The organism is Deltaproteobacteria bacterium, assembly GCA_016178705.1.
Lineage (GTDB): Bacteria > Desulfobacterota > Binatia > HRBIN30 > JACQVA1 > JACOST01.
On the sequence record JACOST010000028.1, the window covers coordinates 202,204 to 222,221 of the forward strand.

Consider the following 20,018-nt stretch of genomic DNA (forward strand, 5'->3'; position numbering starts at 1 on the left):
TTCACGCTTCCTGCTGGGCGCGGTCTTTGGCGAGGAAAGCTTTGAAGCTCGGCCAGATGTCTTCCTTGCGTTCGATCAGGACGGTCTGGAAGTTGTCGGCTTCGAGGCGGCGAAACAGGTTGAGCATCGAGCTTTCGTAGTAGCGCGAGCCGAGCGGTTTGATCTCCCCGTAGCCGAACAGATTGCACACCTCGGTGAGCTCCTGCGCTGTGCGCAGCGCGGCGGCGTTGTCGGAATCGAAGTTATCGCCGTCGGAACAATGGAACGCGTAGACGTTCCACAGCGATGGATGGTAGCGCTCGGCGATGATGTCGAGCGCCTTCTGATAGCCGGAGGAGATGAAGGTGCCGCCCGATTCCCCCTTGTGAAAGAACTCCTCTTCGCTGACTTCGCGCGCCTCGGTGTGGTGGGCGATGAAGACGATTTCGACGTTGCGATACTTGGTGCGGATGAATTGGTAGAGCAGAAAGAAGAAGCAGCGCGCGAGGTACTTCTTCATGGTGTCCATCGAGCCGGACGTGTCCATGATGCAGACCACGACGGCATTCGATTCGCGTTTGAAGTCGGTGACCATGTGGCGGTAGCGCAGATCGTCGTCGTGGAATGGGAAGCGGCGCGGTTGGTCGTCGGGGTAGTGCGTCCCCACGTGCCGCGTGGCGAGGCGGCGCTTGACGCGCGCCTTCACGGTGTGCCGCTTGTCGAGGCGGACGCGGATACCGACCTGGCGGTAGCCCTTGCGCTTGCTGAGTTGCGGTGCGGCGATTTCGCGCAGGCGTTTGCGTTCGAGGTCGGGCAATTCGAGATCCTCGAACATGATGTCGATGAGTTCGTCGAGGGTCACGTCGGTTTCGTAATAGTCGACGCCCGGACGATCGCCGGCCTTGTCGGGAGGCCCTTGCCCCTCGCCGTGGGCCTTGCCGACGACTTGACCGGGCTGGGTATTGCCATCGCCCTGGGCGACGCCGGACGCGTTGTCGCCGTAGACGAAGCGATACTCCTTGATGCCGCGAATCGGGACCTTGATGATCCGCTCGCGGTCTTTTCCAATGATCGATTCCTCGGCGATGATGTCGGCGATGTTCTCGCGGATCGACTGGCGGACCTTCTGTCGGTGGCGGAGTCGGTCGCCCGCGGAGCGGTCACTGCGCTGCGCGTCGGAATGACGGAACGGACGAAAGATGGTGCTCATGTCGTGATTCGTGCTCGTGCTCGTGACTCGTACTCGTCCCGGAGGAGGCCGAACGCGATGCCTGGTTCCGGTTCACGAACACGAATCACGAACACGAGTCACGATTTCAGTCCTTCCACAGATTGTTGGCGGCGTACTTCAACACCACATCGACGCAGTTGTCGCAGTAGCCGTGTTCAAGCAGGTTCTTGACCATGGTGTTGTACTTGTCGCTCTGCTCCTCATCGCGCGTGCGCGCCTTGGTGATGATGCGGCTGATATCACGGACCGACGTCATCAGCTTCTTCTCGATCGCTTCCTTGAGCGGCTCGTAGCTCCGATAGCTGATGCGCCCACCGCGCCGGCCGGCCGCCCACAGATACGCGATCACTTCTTGGCGGAAGCCTTCGGCGGCGGAGCCGATGATAGCAATTTGTTCTTCGATCGATTTCAAGAAGCCTTCATCCGGGTGGAGTTCTTCCTTGGTATTGCGGTCCTTCACCTTGGTTTTGTTCACGTAGGCTTCAGCGTGATCGAGGTAGTTCTGGAACAGCGCTTCGGCCTGTTCCTGATACGAGTACACGAAAGCCTTGGTGATCTCCTTCTCCAGGATGTCGAGGTACTCCTTGTGGAGGACATCCTGGAGGAAGTCGAGGTACTGTTTGCGCGTGTCGTCGGGGAGGTCGGCCTCCTTGGTCATGTTGATGAGCGCTTCGCGCACATTGATGGGGTTGATGCAGTTGCCCTCGATGTTGTCGGACAGCGCATTGTCGAGCGCCTTCATGATGAAGCGCGTCGAGATGCCGCTCATGCCTTCGCGCTTGGTGTCGTCGCGCAGTTCGTTCACGTCGATCTTCTTGGTCTTCCCCTTCTCGACCACTTCCTCGCCGTTGTAGAGCTTGAGCTTGGTCATCAGATCGCACTTGCTGGTCGGCTCGAGGCGCGACAGGATCGCGAACATCGAGGCGATTTCGAGCGTATGCGGCGCGACATGGGCGCGGAAGTCCGAGTTGCGCGTGATCTTCTGGTAGATCTTGACTTCCTCGGACAGGCGCAAGTTGTACGGGACCTTGATGACCACGATGCGATCGAGGATGGCTTCGTTGGTGTGGTCGGCTTTGAACTTCTGCCATTCGGCTTCGTTGGAGTGTGCGACGATCACCGTGTCGACGTACACCATGCCGTGGCGCCCAGGCGCCGGGATGACTTTTTCCTGGGTCGCGGTGATCATCGCGTGAAGATACTCGGTCTCGTTCTTGAAGACTTCGATGAACTCAACCAGGCCCCGGTTGCCGACGTTGATGGCGCCGTTGAGGTCGAGCACACGCGGATCGCCTTCGGAGTAGAGGTCGAGCTTCGAGATGTCTTCGCTGCCGATCAGAACCGAGGTGTCCTGGTTGTTGGGGTCGACCGGCGGCACCACACCGATGCCGACGCGGTTGCGCTTCGAGAAGAAGCAGGTCGTCACCGGGACTTCCTCGTAGCGTTCGCCGAACTCCTCCTTGAGTCGGAAGCGACACACCGGGCACAGGTCGCCCTCGATGTGAACGCCGAGCATCTTCTCGAACTCGCGCCGCAGATGGCGCGGGATGAGGTGGAGCGGCTCTTCGTTCATCGGGCAGCCTTCGATGGCGAAGAACGTCTCGGACTCTTCCAGACCGCGGTGAATCTTTTCTACCAGCGAGCTCTTGCCGGAGCCGACCGGCCCCATCAGGTAGAGCACCTGGCGGCTCTCTTCGCCCTTGAGGGCCGCCGATTGGAAGTAGCGCGCGATGTGGGCGAGCGTCTTCTCGATGCCGAAGAACTCGTCTTCGAAGAAGTGGTAGACCTTGACGTTGTCGTCCTTGAAGAGCCGCTTCACCCGCGGATCGTCGGAGCCGAGGATGTCGTGGGCGCCGCCCTTGGTGATGTTGTCGTGCAGGCGGGCGTGGGCGAGTTTGGGAAGCGTGGAGTCCGCCTTGACCAACTCGAGGTAGTCGAGGAAGCGTCCCTTCCACACCCGTGTGCTGTGGGCGGCGCGGTCGTCCTTGATCAATTGCTCGAAACTAACTTGATCGTTGTCCATGACCTACTCCTCCTGCGCTGGAGTCGCAGTGCGCCCGGTCTCGCGGGCCGGTGCCGTGTGGGGTTACGTCATCGTTGGGCTCACTTCGAACGTCGCGACTATAGCCGAGTGTAAATTGATGCGCGCAACGTGCGCGGCGGTGGTGCTCACAACCTTCACCCTTCGGGTTGGATTGTAGCGGGGCGAGATGCTGTGATTCAAGGAAGCAGAACGAGAAAGGCAGTGGCGTTTCGACCAGCCGAAGTGCGAGGACGAACGTGCTGCGGAAGAAAACCGAGGACCGAGACGGATGACGCAACCCTTCACCGTGCTCCTTTCCCCCTCACCCAAGCGTCGAGGAAAACGGTAACACCCACCTATTGATGAGTCAAGAAAATTCGCCGCTCGGCCGCGGCGTCGAGCGCGCGCTCAGTGTTCGGAATTGCCCGCCGATGGATTCGGTAAGCCCGCGCGAATCTGCTGCGAGAAGTCGGCGGCCTGATCCGCGGCGTGGGCGGCGGCGTTGATGTGTGAGCGCTGCTTCAGCTCTTCGAACGGCAGGCTGGTGTCGAGTCGCCCTCGCTCGTACGCGTATAGCGGCGCGTAGCCGCTCAACAGGATCTTCCACGAGTAGGCGTGGCTACCGGGATTCACTTTGGTGTGCATGAGCACATTCGTCGTGCAGTTCGTAGTCAGCGTATTGTAGAAGCCTGGGTGCTGTTTGAGCTCGTTGATTTTGTCGAAGTAGCTTCGAAACAGCCGGCGGACGTTCTCGGGCGGAGCGTTGGTACGGTAGAGGTAGGCGTCCTCGGGCGGATCTTTGCGGTAGTTGGTGCGCAGCCGGATCAGGTCGCGTTCATCGCCGACGATGTAGATCAACTCGTATTGCCGGAAGAAGCCCTTGATGGTGTCGTAGGTCTCGCCGACCTCTTTGCGCGTCTCGATCGAGACCGTGACGAAGTCGTGTTCGGCGAAGCCGAAGCTCAGCATGATGTGCGCGATGGCATCGCCCATCCAGTAGACGGCAATCAGGTCGGCGGAATCGAGCTGCTGCATGTCGTAGGTCTTGTCGTAGTAGTGCGGGGTGAAGTCGGTCTCGCTGCGATAGTCGAAGTTGCGGACGTTGTGGATCGTCACCAGGTCGCCATCGAAAGTGGCGAAGGGCAGCACGGCGACATCGGGTTGCCATTCGCGATCGTTGGATGGCTGGACACTGTCCCAGCGAAGCAGGAAGGCGATGAAGGCGGCCGTGAACAATGCTAGGGGCCACCAGCGGAGGCTAGGCAGGACTGCGGCGACAACGGCGACCAGCCCCGCCGCAACGAGTGCGGCGGCCCACAGCGTGGATTGCAAAGGCCCCAAGTACAGAGCCAGAGCCGCCCACGCTGAGAGGCCCAGAATGACGATCACCAGGAGGGTGCGTGTCGCGACCTTTGCCAGGGTGCGTCTCATGGCTCCACCGCGCTGCGCGGTGCGCTGGCGGCCGAGTCCGAACGACCGCACGCGACATCGGCGGCGTGCAAGTGCAGAATCCGGTCTACCTCGTCGATGGTGTCGGCATTCGACTGACATGAATGCGGCGAGTTCACGACGTACTCCGACTCGACGCCGTCGATGTGAGCGCTGACATACTTGACCACGCCGTCGCCGCCGCTTTCCTTCGGGACATCGCCGTCGACCGAGATGATCGAGTGCGCGTGGACGCCCGGCGCCACCGGAATCTCCGCGATGGTTCGAATGAAGGGATGGCCGGGAGACATGTTGTCGATCGCGGTGGGGAGCGTCTGCATTTTCAAGTACGGCTTGACGTCGTCTTTGGAGAACAGATCGGCGCCGGTTTGCACCAGCGTGCTCGGCATCGAGACCAGCTTCTGCACCACGCGGCGCACCAGCTCCGGACCGGCGAGATAGCTGCCGCGATGCGGCGTAGAAATGAAGACCACCCGACTCACGAACGGTAACGGCTCAACGAACATCGCTTCCTGCACCAGGGCGCGCGTGTCTTCGGAGACATGCAGCTGGTCGATCGGTGTGTCACTGACATTGCGCCAGAACCGATCCCCGGAATCGATCACGGTCATCTTGGTGAGCAGCCCCCCCTGGCTGTGGCCGATGACAATCATGTGCTGCAGGCACGGGTCGCGACCTTCCGGGTCGTAGGTCTGGATGCCCTTCTTCAGGGCGCGCCTCAGCAGCATCGCCGAGTAGGCGATGGGGTTGCCGCTGTCGTACGAAAAAAACCAGAACTGATAGTGCTGGCGCACCCAGGGATCGGCCTCGAGATCGTTGACCATGTCAGCCCAGCGTGCCGGACTCGAGTTGGTTCCGTGGACGAACACCACCGGAATACGGCCGGGCTGAAAGGGCTCGCGCGCGGCAAGACGGCTCTGGCCGTGCATGCCCGTCGCATTGCCCAGAAAGTTGAACAGCTCGTTTTCCAACATTGAATTTGCCGCCAGCGTCGTCGCGATCGCCGCTGTTCGATCGTTTTCCAGCGGAACGGTTTCGGTGCCGATGGCGATCGTGTCCGCGCTGTTTGCGGCGATGAGGCGGAGCGTGGCGCTCAGCTCAGGACCAACGAGCTGTTGCCGCGGATGTTCGAGGAGCAGGACCGCGGTGAGGGGGATGCGCACGAAGGGGCCGACGAAGTCATCGCCGGGCTGGCTCGAGCCTGTGCGTTCGGTAGTGGCGGCCAGCGGCGCACCGATGCCGTGCGAGCGGTAGCGGTTGCGCAGGCCGATCACCTCCAACTCGGCCACCGGCACGAAGTCCTTCAGCCGGCGGTTTCCCCAGGTCAGATCCGTTTCGTCAAACTCCACGTTGAGTACGCCGAACGGCAATTGGTAACGGCCCGCACGCGGCTCGATGTTGTCTCCCTTCGCCGCTTTGAACCCGAGGGTGAGGGCGCGATCGTAGACATCGCAAGCCCAGCGGTAGCGCGGATCCATGGCCACCGGTCGATGCGTCGCGTCCTCGGGGAACAGAAAGGCGAAACTGTAGACTGCGGCGGCGAGATAGTAGGACTGCTTGCCGCCGCGTTCGGCGTGAAAGAACGAGAGCTCCGCCAAGGCGAACAGATCATCGTTGGCCGCGCCTTCGCTCAGCACGGCGCGGTGCAGTTGCGCGAGGGCGTCTTCCGGCTTGTCATCGAACTGCTCGACCAGATTGTGCCGCCGCAAAGCGATGCGTGTCGCGTCGCTGAGATCGTCGGTAGAGAGCACATTGCTGGTATACGAGCGGCCCACGTCGCGCGCGGAGAGATGCTTGACGCCGACCAGCGGCGCACAGCCGGTGGCCAGCCCGGCCACCCCCACGCTCATTGCAAGAGCCAGCAATCGGGCTCGGATTGGGCGCCGAAAAGTGGGCCGCACGTTTTGACTCCGTCTGGTATATGTCACGCGAGCTTCAGCCTTTCTTAGCCTTGATCTGACACAACGACGGAACCACCGATGAACACAGATCTAGCGCAGATCCGGAATGCAATGGTTGGATTCCGTATCGGGTGCCCCCCGCTATCAGAGAATCACGAAGGCGCGAAATCGCGAAATTACGAAGCGGAGGGTGAGGGCCTTTTTCTCATTTCGCACTTTCCCTCTGTCGTGTTTTCGTGATTCGCATTTGACTGCATCCGCCGCTCACTTCACCGAATAGCCGCGGCCGTCCATGCTGGCGGCGAAGGCGCGTTGGTACGTGTTGGTGGTCTCCGCCGCGGCGGCCTGCGTGTCATTCTTCGACCGGCGGCGTTTCCCGACTGGGTGTTCCGCCCAGCTTGTCAGCGTAAGCGCCCTTGAGAACGGGCAGCCCACCTTGATCGCCCGGGCTTCTGCGACTCTGCGGACTACGGCTTCAAATCCCACTCCTTGAGTTGCTTCGCCGCCGTGCCGAACGGGCCGAGTTGGTAAACGGCCGCGCCCGCTGGCGAGAAGGTGAACGGCTCGAACGGTTCGGTGAGCATTGCGTCGAGGTATTCGCGGAGCGCGATACCGGTGGTGACGTGTGGACTGAAGTTCTCGCCGGTCTGCTTCGTTACGAACGTCGACACGTATTGGATCATCTGCGCGTCGATTGCGGGGTCGTCGTGCGCAGCGGTGAACGCGGTCATGGTTCCGGAGTCCACCGTGAACGGGGCCACGGCCGCAATGATGTCCTCTTGCAACTTGAGCAGTTCGGGCGTCGGCTTCGCGACAATGCCCGCGAGGCCGATGGCCCCGCTCGGGACGTAGTAGTATTTGAAGGCGTCCAGTTTCATGCCGTTCACGTTGGCGGCGGCGAGCACCTTGTGAACGGCGGCATAGACCTTGTCGAGGTCCGCCGTGCGGACGAAACACTGGATCATCGTGATGTGCGGACGGTGCGCCGCATCCAGTGCGAAACCTTTCGGGAAGACCGCGAGCAAGCGGGCGTTGTTGGCTTCGGAATGCTGCAGCATCACGGCGTCCGGCTCCAGCAGGATGTCGATGGCGGTGACGGGGGACTGCTCGGACGGGAAGACCTGTTTCCAATCGTCCTTCATGCTGACGACGGTCCAGCCATCCTTCTTCGCTTGTTCATCGAGCGCGGGCGGGAAGGCACCGAGCTTGACGTCTGGCAGTCCGCGTGCCGGACCGTAGGCGAATTCGCGCGCGGCATCATCGTGCAGCACCAGGAGTTCGAACCGCGCGCCGCTGCCGCCCTGCGTGTACTCCAACATTTCTTGGTCGCCACGGGAGTTTCCGAACGCGGCGATGGGCCGGCGGCCAATGTTCCGGTGGATGCCAACGGGCTTGTCGGCCTTGTCGTCATTGAAGATCAGCTCGGGCAGACGCACGAGGACGGGCTTGCCGTCACGCATTTCAAACTTCGTCTTGATGATGCTGCCGATGACCTGTTCCGGCGGGATGCCGTACGCCTGCTCCGTCCATGGACGCATGAACTCGATGCCGCCGCCGGAGACGATGAAGTTCTTGAAACCGTTCGCGCGCAGGTAGGCGAGCACTTCGAGCATCGGCTGATAGGTCATCTCGGTGAAGAGCTTACCGGTTTTCGGATGTCTCGCGGTCGCGAGCCAGTCCTTGACCATCTGCTCGAATTCCACCGTGGTCATGCCCGCGTGCGTGGCCATGACGAGTTCGAGGAGCGCGTGGTCACCACCGGCGAGCGCAGTTTTCAAATCGCCCTTGAGCAGCGAGGCGAATGGTTCCTTCGTTTTCCATTCGGGATGCTGCGGCGCGAGCGCCTTCACGCGGTCGAGCGCGAAGTAAAATTGAACGGGCACCGGCTGCTCGCACCACAGCGTGCCGTCGTTGTCGAATACGGCGATGCGTTCAGGCACCGGCACAAAATCCGGCGAGCCGGCCGTCGTGACCTTCTCGACAAAGGCGATGATCGCCTTCTTCGCTGCGGTGTCGTTCCAGGAAGGGAGCGGGTCGAGGGCGGAGGCCGCCTTTGTGAGCAGCAGCAGAGCGACCAGAGTCTTCACAACCAAGCTTCTCATCGATTGCCTCCTGCGCGGACTAGTGGCGCTTCGGTGGGAGCGCCCCACCGCATCCGTACTACTTCGACCCCTCGCTTTCCTTCAGCTTCCGAAAAACGTCATCCAGGTTGAAGCTGTCCGCCTTCTGCCGCTGCGGGTAGTCCTTGAAGGTCATCAGGAACTGGCCCACATACGCCTGCGCGGGGACCAACAAGAAGGCGTGATCCAGCAGCCAGTCATAGTAGGTGTTCGAAGTAATGTCCGCCCGCTCGTATGGGTCCGTGCGGAGATTGAGTATCTTCGGGACCCGTAAGGAGGTGAACGGGTTTGCCCAGAGGAGCAACGTGCCCTTGGCCCGCTGCTCCATGAAGACGAGCTTCCAGTTGTCGTAGCGCAGAGCGGTCAATTGTTGATCGTCGTTTATGTACAGAAACGAAACCCGCGGACTCTTCTCGGCCTGGCCGGTCAGGTAGGGAACGAGGTTGTCACCGTCCAGGTGGACCTTGTAGGTCACGTCTCCGACCTTGTAGCCCTTGAGCAACTCCTCTTTCACTTGCGTGTCGCCAGCAATAGCCAGAAGGGTCGGCAGCCAGTCGAGGTGAGCGACGATGTCGTTCGAGACGCTGCCCGGCTTGATGTGACCCGGCCAGCGGACCATCGCCGGCACGCGATAGGCGCCTTCCCAGTTCGTGTTCTTCTCGCTGCGGAACGGTGTCATCGCTGCGTCCGGCCAGGAGTTCATGTGCGGACCGTTGTCGGTCGAGTACATGACGAAGGTGTTGTCCGCGATGCCCAGGTCATCGAGGACCTTGAGGACGGAGCCGACATTCTTGTCGTGGTCGATCATGGTGTCGTGGTACGGGCTCTGCCAGCGCCCCGCCTGGCCAATGCTCTCCGCCTTGGTGTGTGTGCGGAAGTGCATGTGGGAGAAGTTCACCCAGACGAAGGCTGGCTTGCCGGCCTTGTTTTGCCGCTGGATGAAGTCCACGGCTCGGTCGGCGACGTCATCGTCGATGGTTTCCATCCGCTTCTTGGTCAGCGGACCGGTGTCGGTGCACACCTGCTTGCCGACCTTGCCGAAGCGCGGATCGACCGTTGTGTCGTCCTTGTTCGAGGCCTTGCAGTCCAGCACGCCACGGGGGCCGAACTTGGCGAGGAACGCCGGGTCTTTCGGAAAGTCCGGCAGCTCCGGTTCTTCGTTGGCATTGAGGTGGTAGAGGTTGCCGTAGAACTCGTCGAAGCCGTGCACGGTGGGCAGGTACTCGTTGCGGTCGCCCAGATGGTTCTTGCCGAACTGGCCGGTCGCATAGCCTTGTGCCTTCAACAGCTCGGCAATCGTCGGGTCTTCCTTTTGTAACCCTACCGCAGCGCCCGGCAACCCGACCTTGGTCAAGCCCGTGCGCAAGCCGGACTGCCCGGTGATGAACGACCCGCGGCCGGCGGTGCAGCTTTGCTCGGCGTAGTAGTCGGTGAAGATCATGCCTTCCTTGGCGACCCGATCGATGTTGGGCGTGTGAAAGCCCATCAGTCCCATCGAGTAAGCACTGACATCGGTCTGACCGACGTCGTCTCCCCAGATGATGACGATGTTGGGTTTCTTGTCCGCAGGCGCCTTGGGCTTGGCCTCTTGCGCGGTCGCACCACCGATCCACAGGGCTACGCCCGCTGCCACGCTGGCGATGAGCCGCGTGGCCTTGAGTCCCTTGCGTTGAATCATGCTGCGTCCTCCTTTGCGTCTTCGCTTGACTTACGGCTCCGCACCGAGACGAAGCTCGATGTAGGGCGATGCGCCGCTGAGAGTGGCGCCGCTCGCGCGCGCCGTCCGGATGGCCTCGACCCCATGATCATCCAAGCCAAGTAGCTCCGCGAGATCGAGACACAGCGGTCCCATCACTGCTCGACAAGCCTCTTCGAAGGCCGGTACGTCATCGTGACCGAGCTGTCCGCACACCCGAATGACCCACGTTGCGCCTTGCTTCTCGGTGTTGAGCCGAACCATTCAACTACTCGTGATACGCACATCACATGCCGCGCCTCCTCATGCCTTCGATGAAGCTGGATGCCTGCGTCCCGAGAGCCCGTCTCGCAGCATGCTGCGACCGGCTCTCAGCATTTTGACACTGCGGGCAACTGCGCTAGTGGAATGCGTCACGATGATGCGCACCGCAGCCGAAGTCCCCACGCAAACGGGTGAGGGCCAGGTTCCAACTCATCCATTGGCGTTCGAGCGCCTGCTTGCGGACCTTTCAGCGACCTTTATCAACCTTCCAACCGGGGAGGTCCAAGCGCGGATCGAGGCCGCAATGGCCAGACTGGTAGATTGTCTCGGCTTTGATCGGACGACGTTTCTCGAAGTTACGCAGAACGACGGCCGTGTTCGTGCCGTCGCATCGTGGGCTCGCTCCGACATCCCGGTATTTCAGTCGGAAGATTTTGCCAGGGACTACCCATGGTTCAGCGGGAGGCTGCAATCGGGCGAGGTGTTGGCACTCACGCGGTTGCCCGACGACTTGCCCGCCGAAGCAGCGGCCGAGCGCCAGCATTGCGAGGAAGTTGGGCTCAAATCAATCCTGACCATTCCCATCGCCGTCGGCGGCGCGTTCCGGGGGATCATGTCGTTCGGGGCCATGCGTACTTACCGCACCCTCCCGGATGAGCTCACTCGCCGGATTCGGCTTATCGGCGAGGTGTTTGCCAACGCGATCGTCCGCGCGCGTTCCGAGCAGACGCTCGTGCAGGCGTTGGCGGAGATCCGGGAGCTGAAGGATCGGCTACAGGCCGAGAACGTGCTGCTGCGCGAGGACGCAAACGCGTCGCACGACTTCGAGGAGATCGTCGGCGACAGCGTCGCCTTGCGCCGCGTGTTGGTGCAGGCAGAGCAGGTCGCGCCAACCGACGCGGCGGTGCTGATCACCGGTGAGACCGGGACAGGCAAGGAGCTCATCGCGCGTGCCGTCCACAATCGCAGTCCGCGGCGCGAGCAGTCCTTCGTGGCCGTCAACTGCAGCGCGCTACCCGCTGGGCTCATTGAGAGCGAGCTGTTCGGACACGAACGCGGCGCGTTCACTGGCGCGGTGACCCGCAAGATCGGCCGCTTCGAGGTGGCCAACGGCGGGACTATCTTCCTCGACGAGATCGGCGAGTTGGCGCCCGACCTGCAACCGAAGCTGTTACGCGTGCTGCAGTCGGGTGAGTTCGAACGCGTCGGCGCCACGCGAACGTTGAAGGTCGACGTCAGGGTCATCGCTGCAACCAACTGCGATTTGGCGGCGGCGGTGGCGCAGGGGCAGTTTCGGGCCGATCTTTACTACCGGCTCGGGGTGTTTCCGATTCATATGCCCGCGCTGCGCGAACGGCGTGAGGACGTGCCGTTGCTGGCGTGGTTCTTCATCACCCGCAAACAGAACAAGCTGGGCAAACGCATCGACAAGATCCCGGAGCAGGCGATGACGGCACTGGTGTCCTACCCGTGGCCCGGCAACGTGCGCGAACTCGAAAATGTCATCGAGCGTGCGCTCATCCTATCCGCCGGATCGACGCTGCACGTCGACGAGCTGTGGGCCAGGGGTACCTCGAGGACGGCGGGCACCTCTGACACGATCGAGTCGCTGGAACGCTCGCACATCCTCGCGGTGCTGCGTGCGTGCGAATGGCGCGTCAACGGCGTGGGCAACGCCGCCGCACGCCTCGGCCTCAACCCGAGTACGCTGCGCTTTCGGATGAAGAAGCTGGCGATCGCGCGGCCCGGGACGTAGAGCCGCCGCCGACAACTTGCGCGGGGTTTTCGTTCCACCGTGCATGCGATAGCCTGAGCCAAGCGAGGCGAGCCGGAGATGCAGAAGCGCATTCGATTCTCGATTGGATACTTCATCGCGGCGGTGGCGTGCTTGGTTTCCTCGAAGTGTGGCGGCGCGCGCCTATCCGGTTGATGGCAGCGGGCGGATACCCTAATGTAGTGCCTGTCACTACCTAGGAGGTTCCCCTATGCAACTCGGACTGCGCGAAGCGAACCAACATTTCTCGAAGGCGATCAAAGCGGTGAAGGCCGGGCAGGAGGTCGTGCTGACCGAGCGCGGCAAGCCGATCGCGGTCATCAAGCCGCTGCCCCCAGGTGATGACGTGGACGCCGCGTTGCGCCGCATGGAAGCCGCAGGGCTGTTGACCCGCGCCACCCGGCGCGGGCCCATGCCGCCGTTCCGCCCGCGCCGCATCAAAGGGCCGCCGCTGTCGCACACGATTCGCGAAGAGCGCGACGAAGACTGATGCCCCGGGCCTCCGCCTATTTCGACACCAGCGTGGTGGTGAAGCGGTACGTCCACGAAGCCGGTGCGGTCCGTGCCCGCACCCTGCTGCGTCGCTATCGCTTTGTCTCGTCCGCCCTCACTCCGGTTGAGGCGCTTTCGGCACTCAATCGCCGGCGGCGAGCGGGCGACCTGGCGACGACCGACTTCGAGGCGATCATCGCGCGCCTCCAGCGCGATCGCGCGATCTGGGATCTGGTGAGCCTGAGCCCCACAGTGTTGGGCCTGGCCGAGCAAGTTGTGCGCGACACCCCGACGTCCGCACACTCGACGCGCTACAGCTCGCTGCGGCCCAATCGGTTCGCACGCTGTCCGGTCAGCCCGTGCCGTTCATCACTGCCGACGCCCGCCAGCGCGATGCGGCCATACAACTCGGCCTCGACGTGATCTGGGTCGGATGACGGTGCGGACTCTCTTGTCTCTCCGCTCGGTCTTGTTGCCATCTCGTCATCGATGACCTGCTTCGACCGACCTGGTGGCCCGTGAGAATCGCACCGTGACCGTGGAGTCGAAGCCCGGTCTTGAAGCGTAAGCCCGATGAGGAGGAACTGACTGACTACGCGACTAGAAGTTCTGAGGCGCCTCGATCCCAAGCTCAGCACGCGCGCGCTCTCGGAAGAGGCTGGCGATCGAACGGCCGGGGACGTAATACCGCCGCTGTTCGAATCTCGCCGAGCGGGTTCTGCCGCCGCTGCTGCGCGGGGTTTTCGTTGTGCCGTGCATGCGATAGCCTGAGTCAAGCGAGGCGAAGCGGAGATGCAGAAGCGCATTCGATTCTCGATTGGATACTTCATCGCGGCGGTGGCGGTGTTGCTCCTCCTCAATACCTATCTCGTGCACGAGGAGGTCGGCGAGATCACGTACGCTCAATTCAAGCAGCTCGTTGCCTCCGGTAAGGTGACGGATGTCGTCATCAGTCCGGATTACATCACAGGCCGATTCACGACGACGGATCTGGGCGACATGTTGCCCGAAGCGCAGGTGCGCCAGATTCAACACTGGGGTGGCACCGAGCACTACTTCCGCACGGTGCGCCTCGAAGATGGAAAGTTGATCGAACTGCTCGATGCGCAACACGTGCCCTACAGCGGGCGGCTGGCCGCAACCTGGGTCACGAACCTGATGTCGTGGGTCGGCACGGTCGCGTTCTTCCTCATCGTCTGGGGCTTTGTGTTTCGGCGCATGGGGGCGGCTGGTCCGGGGGCGGGGCTGATGGCCATCGGCAAGAGCAAGGCGAAGGTTTACGTTGAGAGCGCAACCCAGGTCACGTTTGCTGACGTGGCCGGCGTCGACGAGGCGAAGGAAGAGTTGCAGGAGGTCGTCGAGTTTCTCAAATCGCCGGAGAAGTTCCGGCGACTGGGAGGGAAACTTCCCAAAGGTGTGCTCCTGGTCGGCGCGCCCGGTACCGGCAAGACCTTGCTCGCCCGCGCAGTGGCGGGTGAAGCGAAGGTGGCGTTCTTCAGCATGAGCGGCTCGGAGTTCGTCGAGATGTTTGTCGGGGTGGGTGCCGCGCGCGTGCGCGACCTGTTTGAACAGGCGAAGCAGAAAGCGCCGTGCATCGTGTTCATCGATGAACTCGACGCGCTGGGCAAATCGCGCGCGATCAATCCGCTCGGCACCCACGACGAACGCGAGCAGACGCTCAATCAGTTGCTGGTCGAGATGGATGGTTTCGATCCCAACATCGGCGTGATCATCATGGCGGCCACCAACCGGCCGGAGATTCTCGATGCGGCGCTGCTGCGAGCGGGACGATTCGATCGTCATGTCGCGCTCGATCGGCCGGACGTGCGCGGCCGCGAGGCCATCCTGCGGGTCCACACCCGCACCGTGAAACTCGGGCCGGACGTGAACCTGGCGCTGGTGGCCGGGCGCACGCCCGGCTTCGTCGGCGCTGACCTCGCCAACATCGTCAATGAGGCTGCGCTGCTCGCCGCGCGGCGTGAGCGGTCGGAGGTTACGATGGCCGACTTTGACGATGCGATTGATCGCGTCGTCGCCGGACTCGAACGCAAGACCCGGGTGATGAACAAGCGCGAGAAAGAAATCGTTGCCTACCACGAATCGGGGCACGCACTGGTCGCCAGCGCGTTACCGGGCGTTGATCCGGTGCGCAAGATTTCGATCATCCCGCGCGGGATCGCTGCGCTCGGGTATACCCAACAGCAACCCACCGAGGACCGCTACTTGATGACCCGCTCCGAGCTCGAGGATCGGTTGTGCGTGCTGCTCGGCGGCCGGGTCGCCGAGGAGATCGTCTTCGGCGACATTTCCACCGGGGCGCAAGACGACTTGCAGAAGGCCACCGACATCGTGCTCAGCATGGTGACCCAGTACGGTATGAGCGAGGCCCTGGGACTGCGCACGTTCGATCGTCAACGCCGCTCGCCGTTCTTCGACACGCCGGGCTTGATGACGACGAAGGACTACAGTGAAGACAAGGCCAGCAGCATCGATGCCGAGGTCGAGAAGATCCTCGAGACGGCGCACAGCCGCGTGCGCGGTATCCTCACCGACTGGCGGGCGTTGCTGGAGCGGGTGGCGCAGCACCTCATCACCGCCGAAGCGATCGATGGCGATGAGTTGCGCCGGATGATTGCGGAATACCGCGAACAGAGCGCGGTCCGCTCTGCCTAGTGCTCACCGGTTCACGTCGTCGTGCCGGCGGCTGTGGGCAGGGGTTCGATCTGCAGCGGCGGGGGCTCGGTCTCGATCAGATACTCGAACTGCTGCCGGAATTCTTGCAGCGTCAACCCCACGGTGGCGGCGAACTTCGCCAGTTCGTGCGGATCTTCGAAGTCATCGCGCCGCAATCGGATCATGTAGCGGCGAGCGATGGCGTAGCGTGCGCTGTGGACGTCGACCATGCGGACACGCGTGCGTCCGGTCTGCGGATCGATCAGTTGGGCGAAGGGGACGGGTACGAACTTCCCGCCTTGCATCGAGATCATCACCGCATTCCCACCGGCCAGCAGATACTTGGCGGCGCAGTAGCCGAGGTCGCGCGTGTACTCCATATCGAACGGTATCGGATCGGCGCAGCGCAGCTCGTAGCCGATGTTCTTCGCCGCGATCGTGGTCTTGATGTGAAACTGCTTGAGCCGCGCGATCACGGCGCGTTTGAGGATCTCGCCGATGTCGACCTCGGCGATGCGGATGTTGCCATGGGTGTCGCGCTCGATGTCCTCGACCTGCGCGAGTTCCTGCGGATCGATCCCGAGCACCACACCCTCGGCGACCACCGCGACGCCGTCGCGTCGCCCAGCGCTGAGTCGCTTGATGATAGCACCGACCAAGGTGTCGACGATCGCTTTGAATTGGATGCGGCCACCGCCGAACTCTTCCGGAATGAGCGTGAGTGTGGCGCCCGCGGCCTTGCCGATGCCGAGCGCGAGGTGGCCGGCTTTGCGCCCCATGGCGATGATGAAATACCAGCGCGACGTGGTCTCCGCGTCGACCATCAGGTTCTTGATGATCTCGACGCCGAGATGGCGCGCGGTCTGGTAGCCGAAGGTGTCGACGTGGGGCGGCAGATCGAGGTCGTTGTCGATCGTCTTCGGGACGTGCACGACGCGAATGCGACCGGCGGATTTCTCCTCCAGTTTCATCGCCGAGAAGGCGGTGTCGTCGCCGCCGATGGTGATGAGCTGCGAGACGTTGAGGCGCAACAATGAGATCACGGTGTTTTCGAGGTGCTGCGGGTCCAGCGTTGGGTTGGCGCGTGAGATGCCGATGTACGAGCCGCCGCGAAAGTGAATCCGGCTCACCTCGTCAATCGACAGTGGCCGCACGTGCTCGACGTTCCCGTGCATGATCCATTCGAAGCCGTCGCGAATGCCGAGCACGTCGATCCCTTCCACGATGCCGCGGATGGTGGCCGCGCCGATCACGCTGTTGATGCCGGGAGCGGGTCCGCCCCCGACCAGTATCGCCATGTTCTTGCGGTGGCTCATGCGTGCAGTATCGGCCGACTGGGTCGCAAATCAAGGCCAGCTGGGTTGACTTCGCGCGTCGCTGAACTTAGTTCCGGCGCATGCCGACCGCCCTCGATGTTCGGCGCGACGTCGCGCGCGCGTTCTTTCGCTTCCTCGAAAACAGTTTAGCGAGCGATGAAGTCATCGCTGACAAACAGTGCGTCCGCATGATTCTCGACAAGGGCGCAAACGACAGTCGTGCCGCGCACAAGCGCTTCAACCGTGAGGCGGCCTTCCGCAAATTAGTGTTCGGGAAGATCGACGATGCGCTGGTTGCGTGGTGTGAGCGGCGGGAAATCCGCGCCGACCCGTTCATGTGTTTCCGCTATGGCGGAGAAGAGCGCGGTCCGACGCAGCACGACACGGCTCTCGGCCTGGCCAAGCCGGCGATTGAGCGGACGTTCGAGCGGGTGCGCGAAGCGGTCGCTGAACTACCGGACGAGTCGGCGGTCTTCCGCGCGCCCACCAAAGCCCCGGCGCCCGACTTTCGCTTGCAGACGCCGTTGCCGTTCGGTGCCGTGGGCGAGATCGTGTACTCCGACGATCGCGCCGAGCTGACCCGCGGCGCCTATCGCGTCGCGATGTATGCGGCCACTGGCGGCGACGTCTCGCGCGGGTGGCGGTACGACTGCGGTTTGCTGATCTACTACGCGAGCGACCGCTTGCGGTCGATGATCGGCGACGAGTTGTGGGAAGTCTGGCCGGAGGTGCAGGAGCGCCTGTGGGAATCCGGGCGAGTGTGGGCGCTGGCGCTGTGAGTGGCACCGCGCTCACAAGACGCGGGTCAGTTCATCGCGTTCCGACCAGGTGAAGCGCGCGCGTTTGCCGTCGCGGCGCGCGGCGACGCCGCGGCCGCGTTGAACTGACCCGATCACCGCAGCGGCAATGCCGGCGCTCGCGAGCCGAGCGATGAGTGCCGCGGCGCGTGGTGCCGGCAGCGTCGCCAGCAAACTTCCCGAACCGATCAGTCCCAGCGGATTGATGGCGAAGTGTTCACAAAGCTTGGTCGTGAGCGGGTGGATGGTGATGCGATCGAGATCAATCTGCAGACGGCACTCGGACGCGGTCGCCAACTCGAACAGACCAGCGGCCACGCCGCCTTCAGTCGGGTCGTGCATCGCGGTCGCCCCCGCACGAGCAGCCATGCGAGCGTCAGCGACGACTGAGATGCCTGGTTGGTGATGAAACCGAGCCGCCACCTGCTGGCCCTTGAGACCGAGAACTCGGCGCGCAACGACAGGCCGTTCACGCGCGAGGATCGACGTGCCCTCGATGCCTGCCGACTTGGTCAGCACGACGCAGTCGCCCGCTCGCGCCCCCGCTGAGGTGACCAAGTGCTTCTTGGCGACGAGCCCTTGCATGTCGCCCGCGATGATTGGCTGGTTGACCGCCGCAGACACCTCAGTGTGACCGCCGGTGATCGCGATGCCCAATCGTTGCGCGGCTCGATCGATGTCGCGGATGATTGTTCGTACTGTGGCCGCGGTGGTGCGCGGTGGCACGATCAAGGTGGTCTGGAACCATCGCGGCGTCGCGCCCATGACCGCAACATCGTTGGCATTGACGTGGACCGCGTACCAGCCGATCTCTGCGGCAGTGAATGTTACCGGATCGCTTTTGAGAATCAGGTATTGGTTTCCAAGATCGATGACGGCTGCGTCTTCTCCAAAACGTGGCCCGACGTAGACGTTCGGGTCTGGCGCGCCGGTATAGCGGATCAATTGGCGTAGTAGCCGGATCGGGAGTTTTCCTGGCCGTAGTGCGATCTGACTGTCACCCGTGCGAGAATGAGACACGCGAAGTCCCATAACCTTCGCTACCGGGCGAAGCAACGTTGGCGGAAGCTAGGTGGCACGGGGAGTGCTGTGAATCAGAAGTTCGAGGGGTGCGTCAAAAGGGGCATATGCAATTAGATACGACAGAGGATCTCGCGCGGCTGAGCGACAAGAGCAGTTCAATCGAGGCCGACCCGGAACTCGAAACGCCGCTGCCACAGGAAGACGATGAGGCAACGGCCGACGTAGAGGGAGCGCGCGCGGACGTCGATCTGGCGAACGTTTTTTTTGCGGATGTCGCAGAAACTGCGCGGCTGGATCGTGACGAGGAAACACAGTTGGCGAATGAGATCGCCATGCGGCGAGGGGTGATTGTGCGTTTGTTGCGCGGCCAGCGGCGGCTCGTGTCGGCTGCCCTCGCCGACGCCGGCCGGAGCTTAGTCCACCCCGACGCTGATTTTCGGGAACGGGAGACTCTCCTCGTGCTCAACGAGGCACGCCGTTGGATCGCTGATGCTCCGTCGCCAAAAGAGCGCGAGCGGACCGCGCAGTTTGTCGGCAGACTCGAACGCGCGCTGGTTGCCTACCGCGCCGTACGCGATCAGATGGTGACGGCCAACATTCGTTTGGTGGCGATGATTGCTCGCCGCTACCGCCATCCCACGCTGTCGTTGCTCGATCTGATTCAGGAAGGAACCATCGGTTTGGTGCGGGCTGTCGAGAAGTTCGAACCTAGTCGTGGACTCAAGTTCAGCACCTACGCCGTGTGGTGGATCTGGCAGCAGATTGCTCGAGCGGGGGATTGCCAGGGATCGTTGATCCGTACTCCCGTACACTGGAATCAACTGCGGAGAAAAATGGCGCACATCCCCACCGAAGCGGTGGGAGAAGAGCGCGAGCGGATGGCTGCCGAGGCGAGCCTCAGCGCTGAGCAAGTAGCAACGATGACACAGTCGCTCTACTGTGTGTCGTTGACCGCACCGATCGGTGCCGATGATGAGCGCACTCTGGACAGCATTCTGCCGGCTCCCGACGAGTGGGAACCGGACAGTCTAATGTGTGGCCGAGAGTTGACCGCCCAGATGGCGGCAGCCCTCAACGAACTACCCGCGCGCGAAGCGGCGATTCTGCGCCTGCGCTTTGGTGTCAGTGGCGACTCCTGCGAGACGCTCGATGAGATCGGAACGCGCTTCGGGGTGAGCCGAGAACGCATTCGCCAGCTCGAGGCGCGCGCGCTGCGCCAAATGCGGGTGATCTGCGAACGTCAAGGTCTCGGTGAGCTCCTGCACTGATGTGCTGCGCGT

Annotated in this window: 15 protein-coding genes; 6 read left to right on the plus strand and 9 right to left on the minus strand. The window is 62.6% G+C overall.

Annotated elements, in window-relative coordinates; translation table 11 throughout:
- Position 1: 1 nt before the first annotated feature.
- The 7 genes from yhbH to HYR72_18000 all read right to left on the minus strand — a co-directional run bounded on the left by yhbH (position 2) and on the right by HYR72_18000 (position 10,663).
- Positions 2-1,189: a sporulation protein YhbH gene (gene yhbH, locus HYR72_17970; GenBank protein ID MBI1816870.1), complete on the minus strand. Its 1,188-nt coding sequence runs from the start codon at positions 1,187-1,189 to the stop codon at positions 2-4.
- Between the two features lie 106 nt (positions 1,190-1,295).
- Positions 1,296-3,233: a serine protein kinase gene (locus HYR72_17975; GenBank protein MBI1816871.1), complete on the minus strand. Its 1,938-nt coding sequence runs from the start codon at positions 3,231-3,233 to the stop codon at positions 1,296-1,298.
- A 408-nt stretch (positions 3,234-3,641) separates the two neighbouring features.
- Positions 3,642-4,664: a DUF4105 domain-containing protein gene (locus HYR72_17980; protein ID MBI1816872.1), complete on the minus strand. Its 1,023-nt coding sequence runs from the start codon at positions 4,662-4,664 to the stop codon at positions 3,642-3,644.
- Positions 4,661-6,532: an alpha/beta hydrolase gene (locus HYR72_17985; protein MBI1816873.1), complete on the minus strand. Its 1,872-nt coding sequence runs from the start codon at positions 6,530-6,532 to the stop codon at positions 4,661-4,663. Before HYR72_17985 ends, HYR72_17980 begins: the two co-directional genes overlap by 4 nt.
- A gap of 518 nt (positions 6,533-7,050) precedes the next feature.
- Positions 7,051-8,685, minus strand: coding sequence for a haloacid dehalogenase-like hydrolase (locus HYR72_17990; protein ID MBI1816874.1), 1,635 nt, complete (start codon positions 8,683-8,685; stop codon positions 7,051-7,053).
- Positions 8,686-8,743: 58 nt separating this feature from the next.
- A complete protein-coding gene (locus tag HYR72_17995) occupies positions 8,744-10,381 on the minus strand; it encodes an arylsulfatase (protein ID MBI1816875.1) in 1,638 nt (545 codons plus the stop codon).
- A gap of 30 nt (positions 10,382-10,411) precedes the next feature.
- On the minus strand, positions 10,412-10,663 hold the full coding sequence (locus HYR72_18000; protein MBI1816876.1) for a hypothetical protein: 252 nt from the start codon (positions 10,661-10,663) through the stop codon (positions 10,412-10,414).
- Between the two features lie 304 nt (positions 10,664-10,967).
- Between HYR72_18000 and HYR72_18005 the strand changes: the two genes are divergently transcribed.
- From HYR72_18005 to hflB, 4 genes are all read left to right on the plus strand, one after another.
- The gene (locus HYR72_18005; protein MBI1816877.1) at positions 10,968-12,419 is read left to right on the plus strand and encodes a sigma 54-interacting transcriptional regulator; all 1,452 of its coding nucleotides are present in this window, start codon (positions 10,968-10,970) and stop codon (positions 12,417-12,419) included.
- 229 nt (positions 12,420-12,648) lie between these two features.
- A complete protein-coding gene (locus tag HYR72_18010; protein MBI1816878.1) occupies positions 12,649-12,927 on the plus strand; it encodes a type II toxin-antitoxin system prevent-host-death family antitoxin in 279 nt (92 codons plus the stop codon).
- Positions 12,927-13,352, plus strand: coding sequence for a type II toxin-antitoxin system VapC family toxin (locus HYR72_18015; GenBank protein ID MBI1816879.1), 426 nt, complete (start codon positions 12,927-12,929; stop codon positions 13,350-13,352). The genes HYR72_18010 and HYR72_18015 overlap by 1 nt, the downstream gene beginning before the upstream one ends.
- A 369-nt stretch (positions 13,353-13,721) precedes the next feature.
- Positions 13,722-15,602 (plus strand): ATP-dependent zinc metalloprotease FtsH, encoded by a 1,881-nt coding sequence (hflB, locus tag HYR72_18020; GenBank protein ID MBI1816880.1) that lies wholly within the window; start codon positions 13,722-13,724, stop codon positions 15,600-15,602.
- A gap of 11 nt (positions 15,603-15,613) precedes the next feature.
- Here hflB and HYR72_18025 read toward each other — a convergent pair whose 3' ends face one another.
- Entirely contained in the window at positions 15,614-16,918 is a 1,305-nt protein-coding gene (locus HYR72_18025; protein MBI1816881.1) for a 6-phosphofructokinase, read from the minus strand.
- An 80-nt stretch (positions 16,919-16,998) separates the two neighbouring features.
- Here HYR72_18025 and HYR72_18030 point away from each other — a divergent pair, with 80 nt between their 5' ends.
- Entirely contained in the window at positions 16,999-17,697 is a 699-nt protein-coding gene (locus tag HYR72_18030) for a hypothetical protein (GenBank protein MBI1816882.1), read from the plus strand.
- Positions 17,698-17,709: 12 nt separating this feature from the next.
- Here the strand turns inward: HYR72_18030 and HYR72_18035 are convergent, their stop codons facing one another.
- The gene (locus HYR72_18035) at positions 17,710-18,735 is read right to left on the minus strand and encodes a hypothetical protein (protein MBI1816883.1); all 1,026 of its coding nucleotides are present in this window, start codon (positions 18,733-18,735) and stop codon (positions 17,710-17,712) included.
- Positions 18,736-18,842: 107 nt separating this feature from the next.
- On the opposite strand from HYR72_18035, the gene HYR72_18040 reads away from it, so the two are divergent.
- A complete protein-coding gene (locus tag HYR72_18040; protein ID MBI1816884.1) occupies positions 18,843-20,006 on the plus strand; it encodes a sigma-70 family RNA polymerase sigma factor in 1,164 nt (387 codons plus the stop codon).
- Positions 20,007-20,018 lie beyond the last annotated feature (12 nt).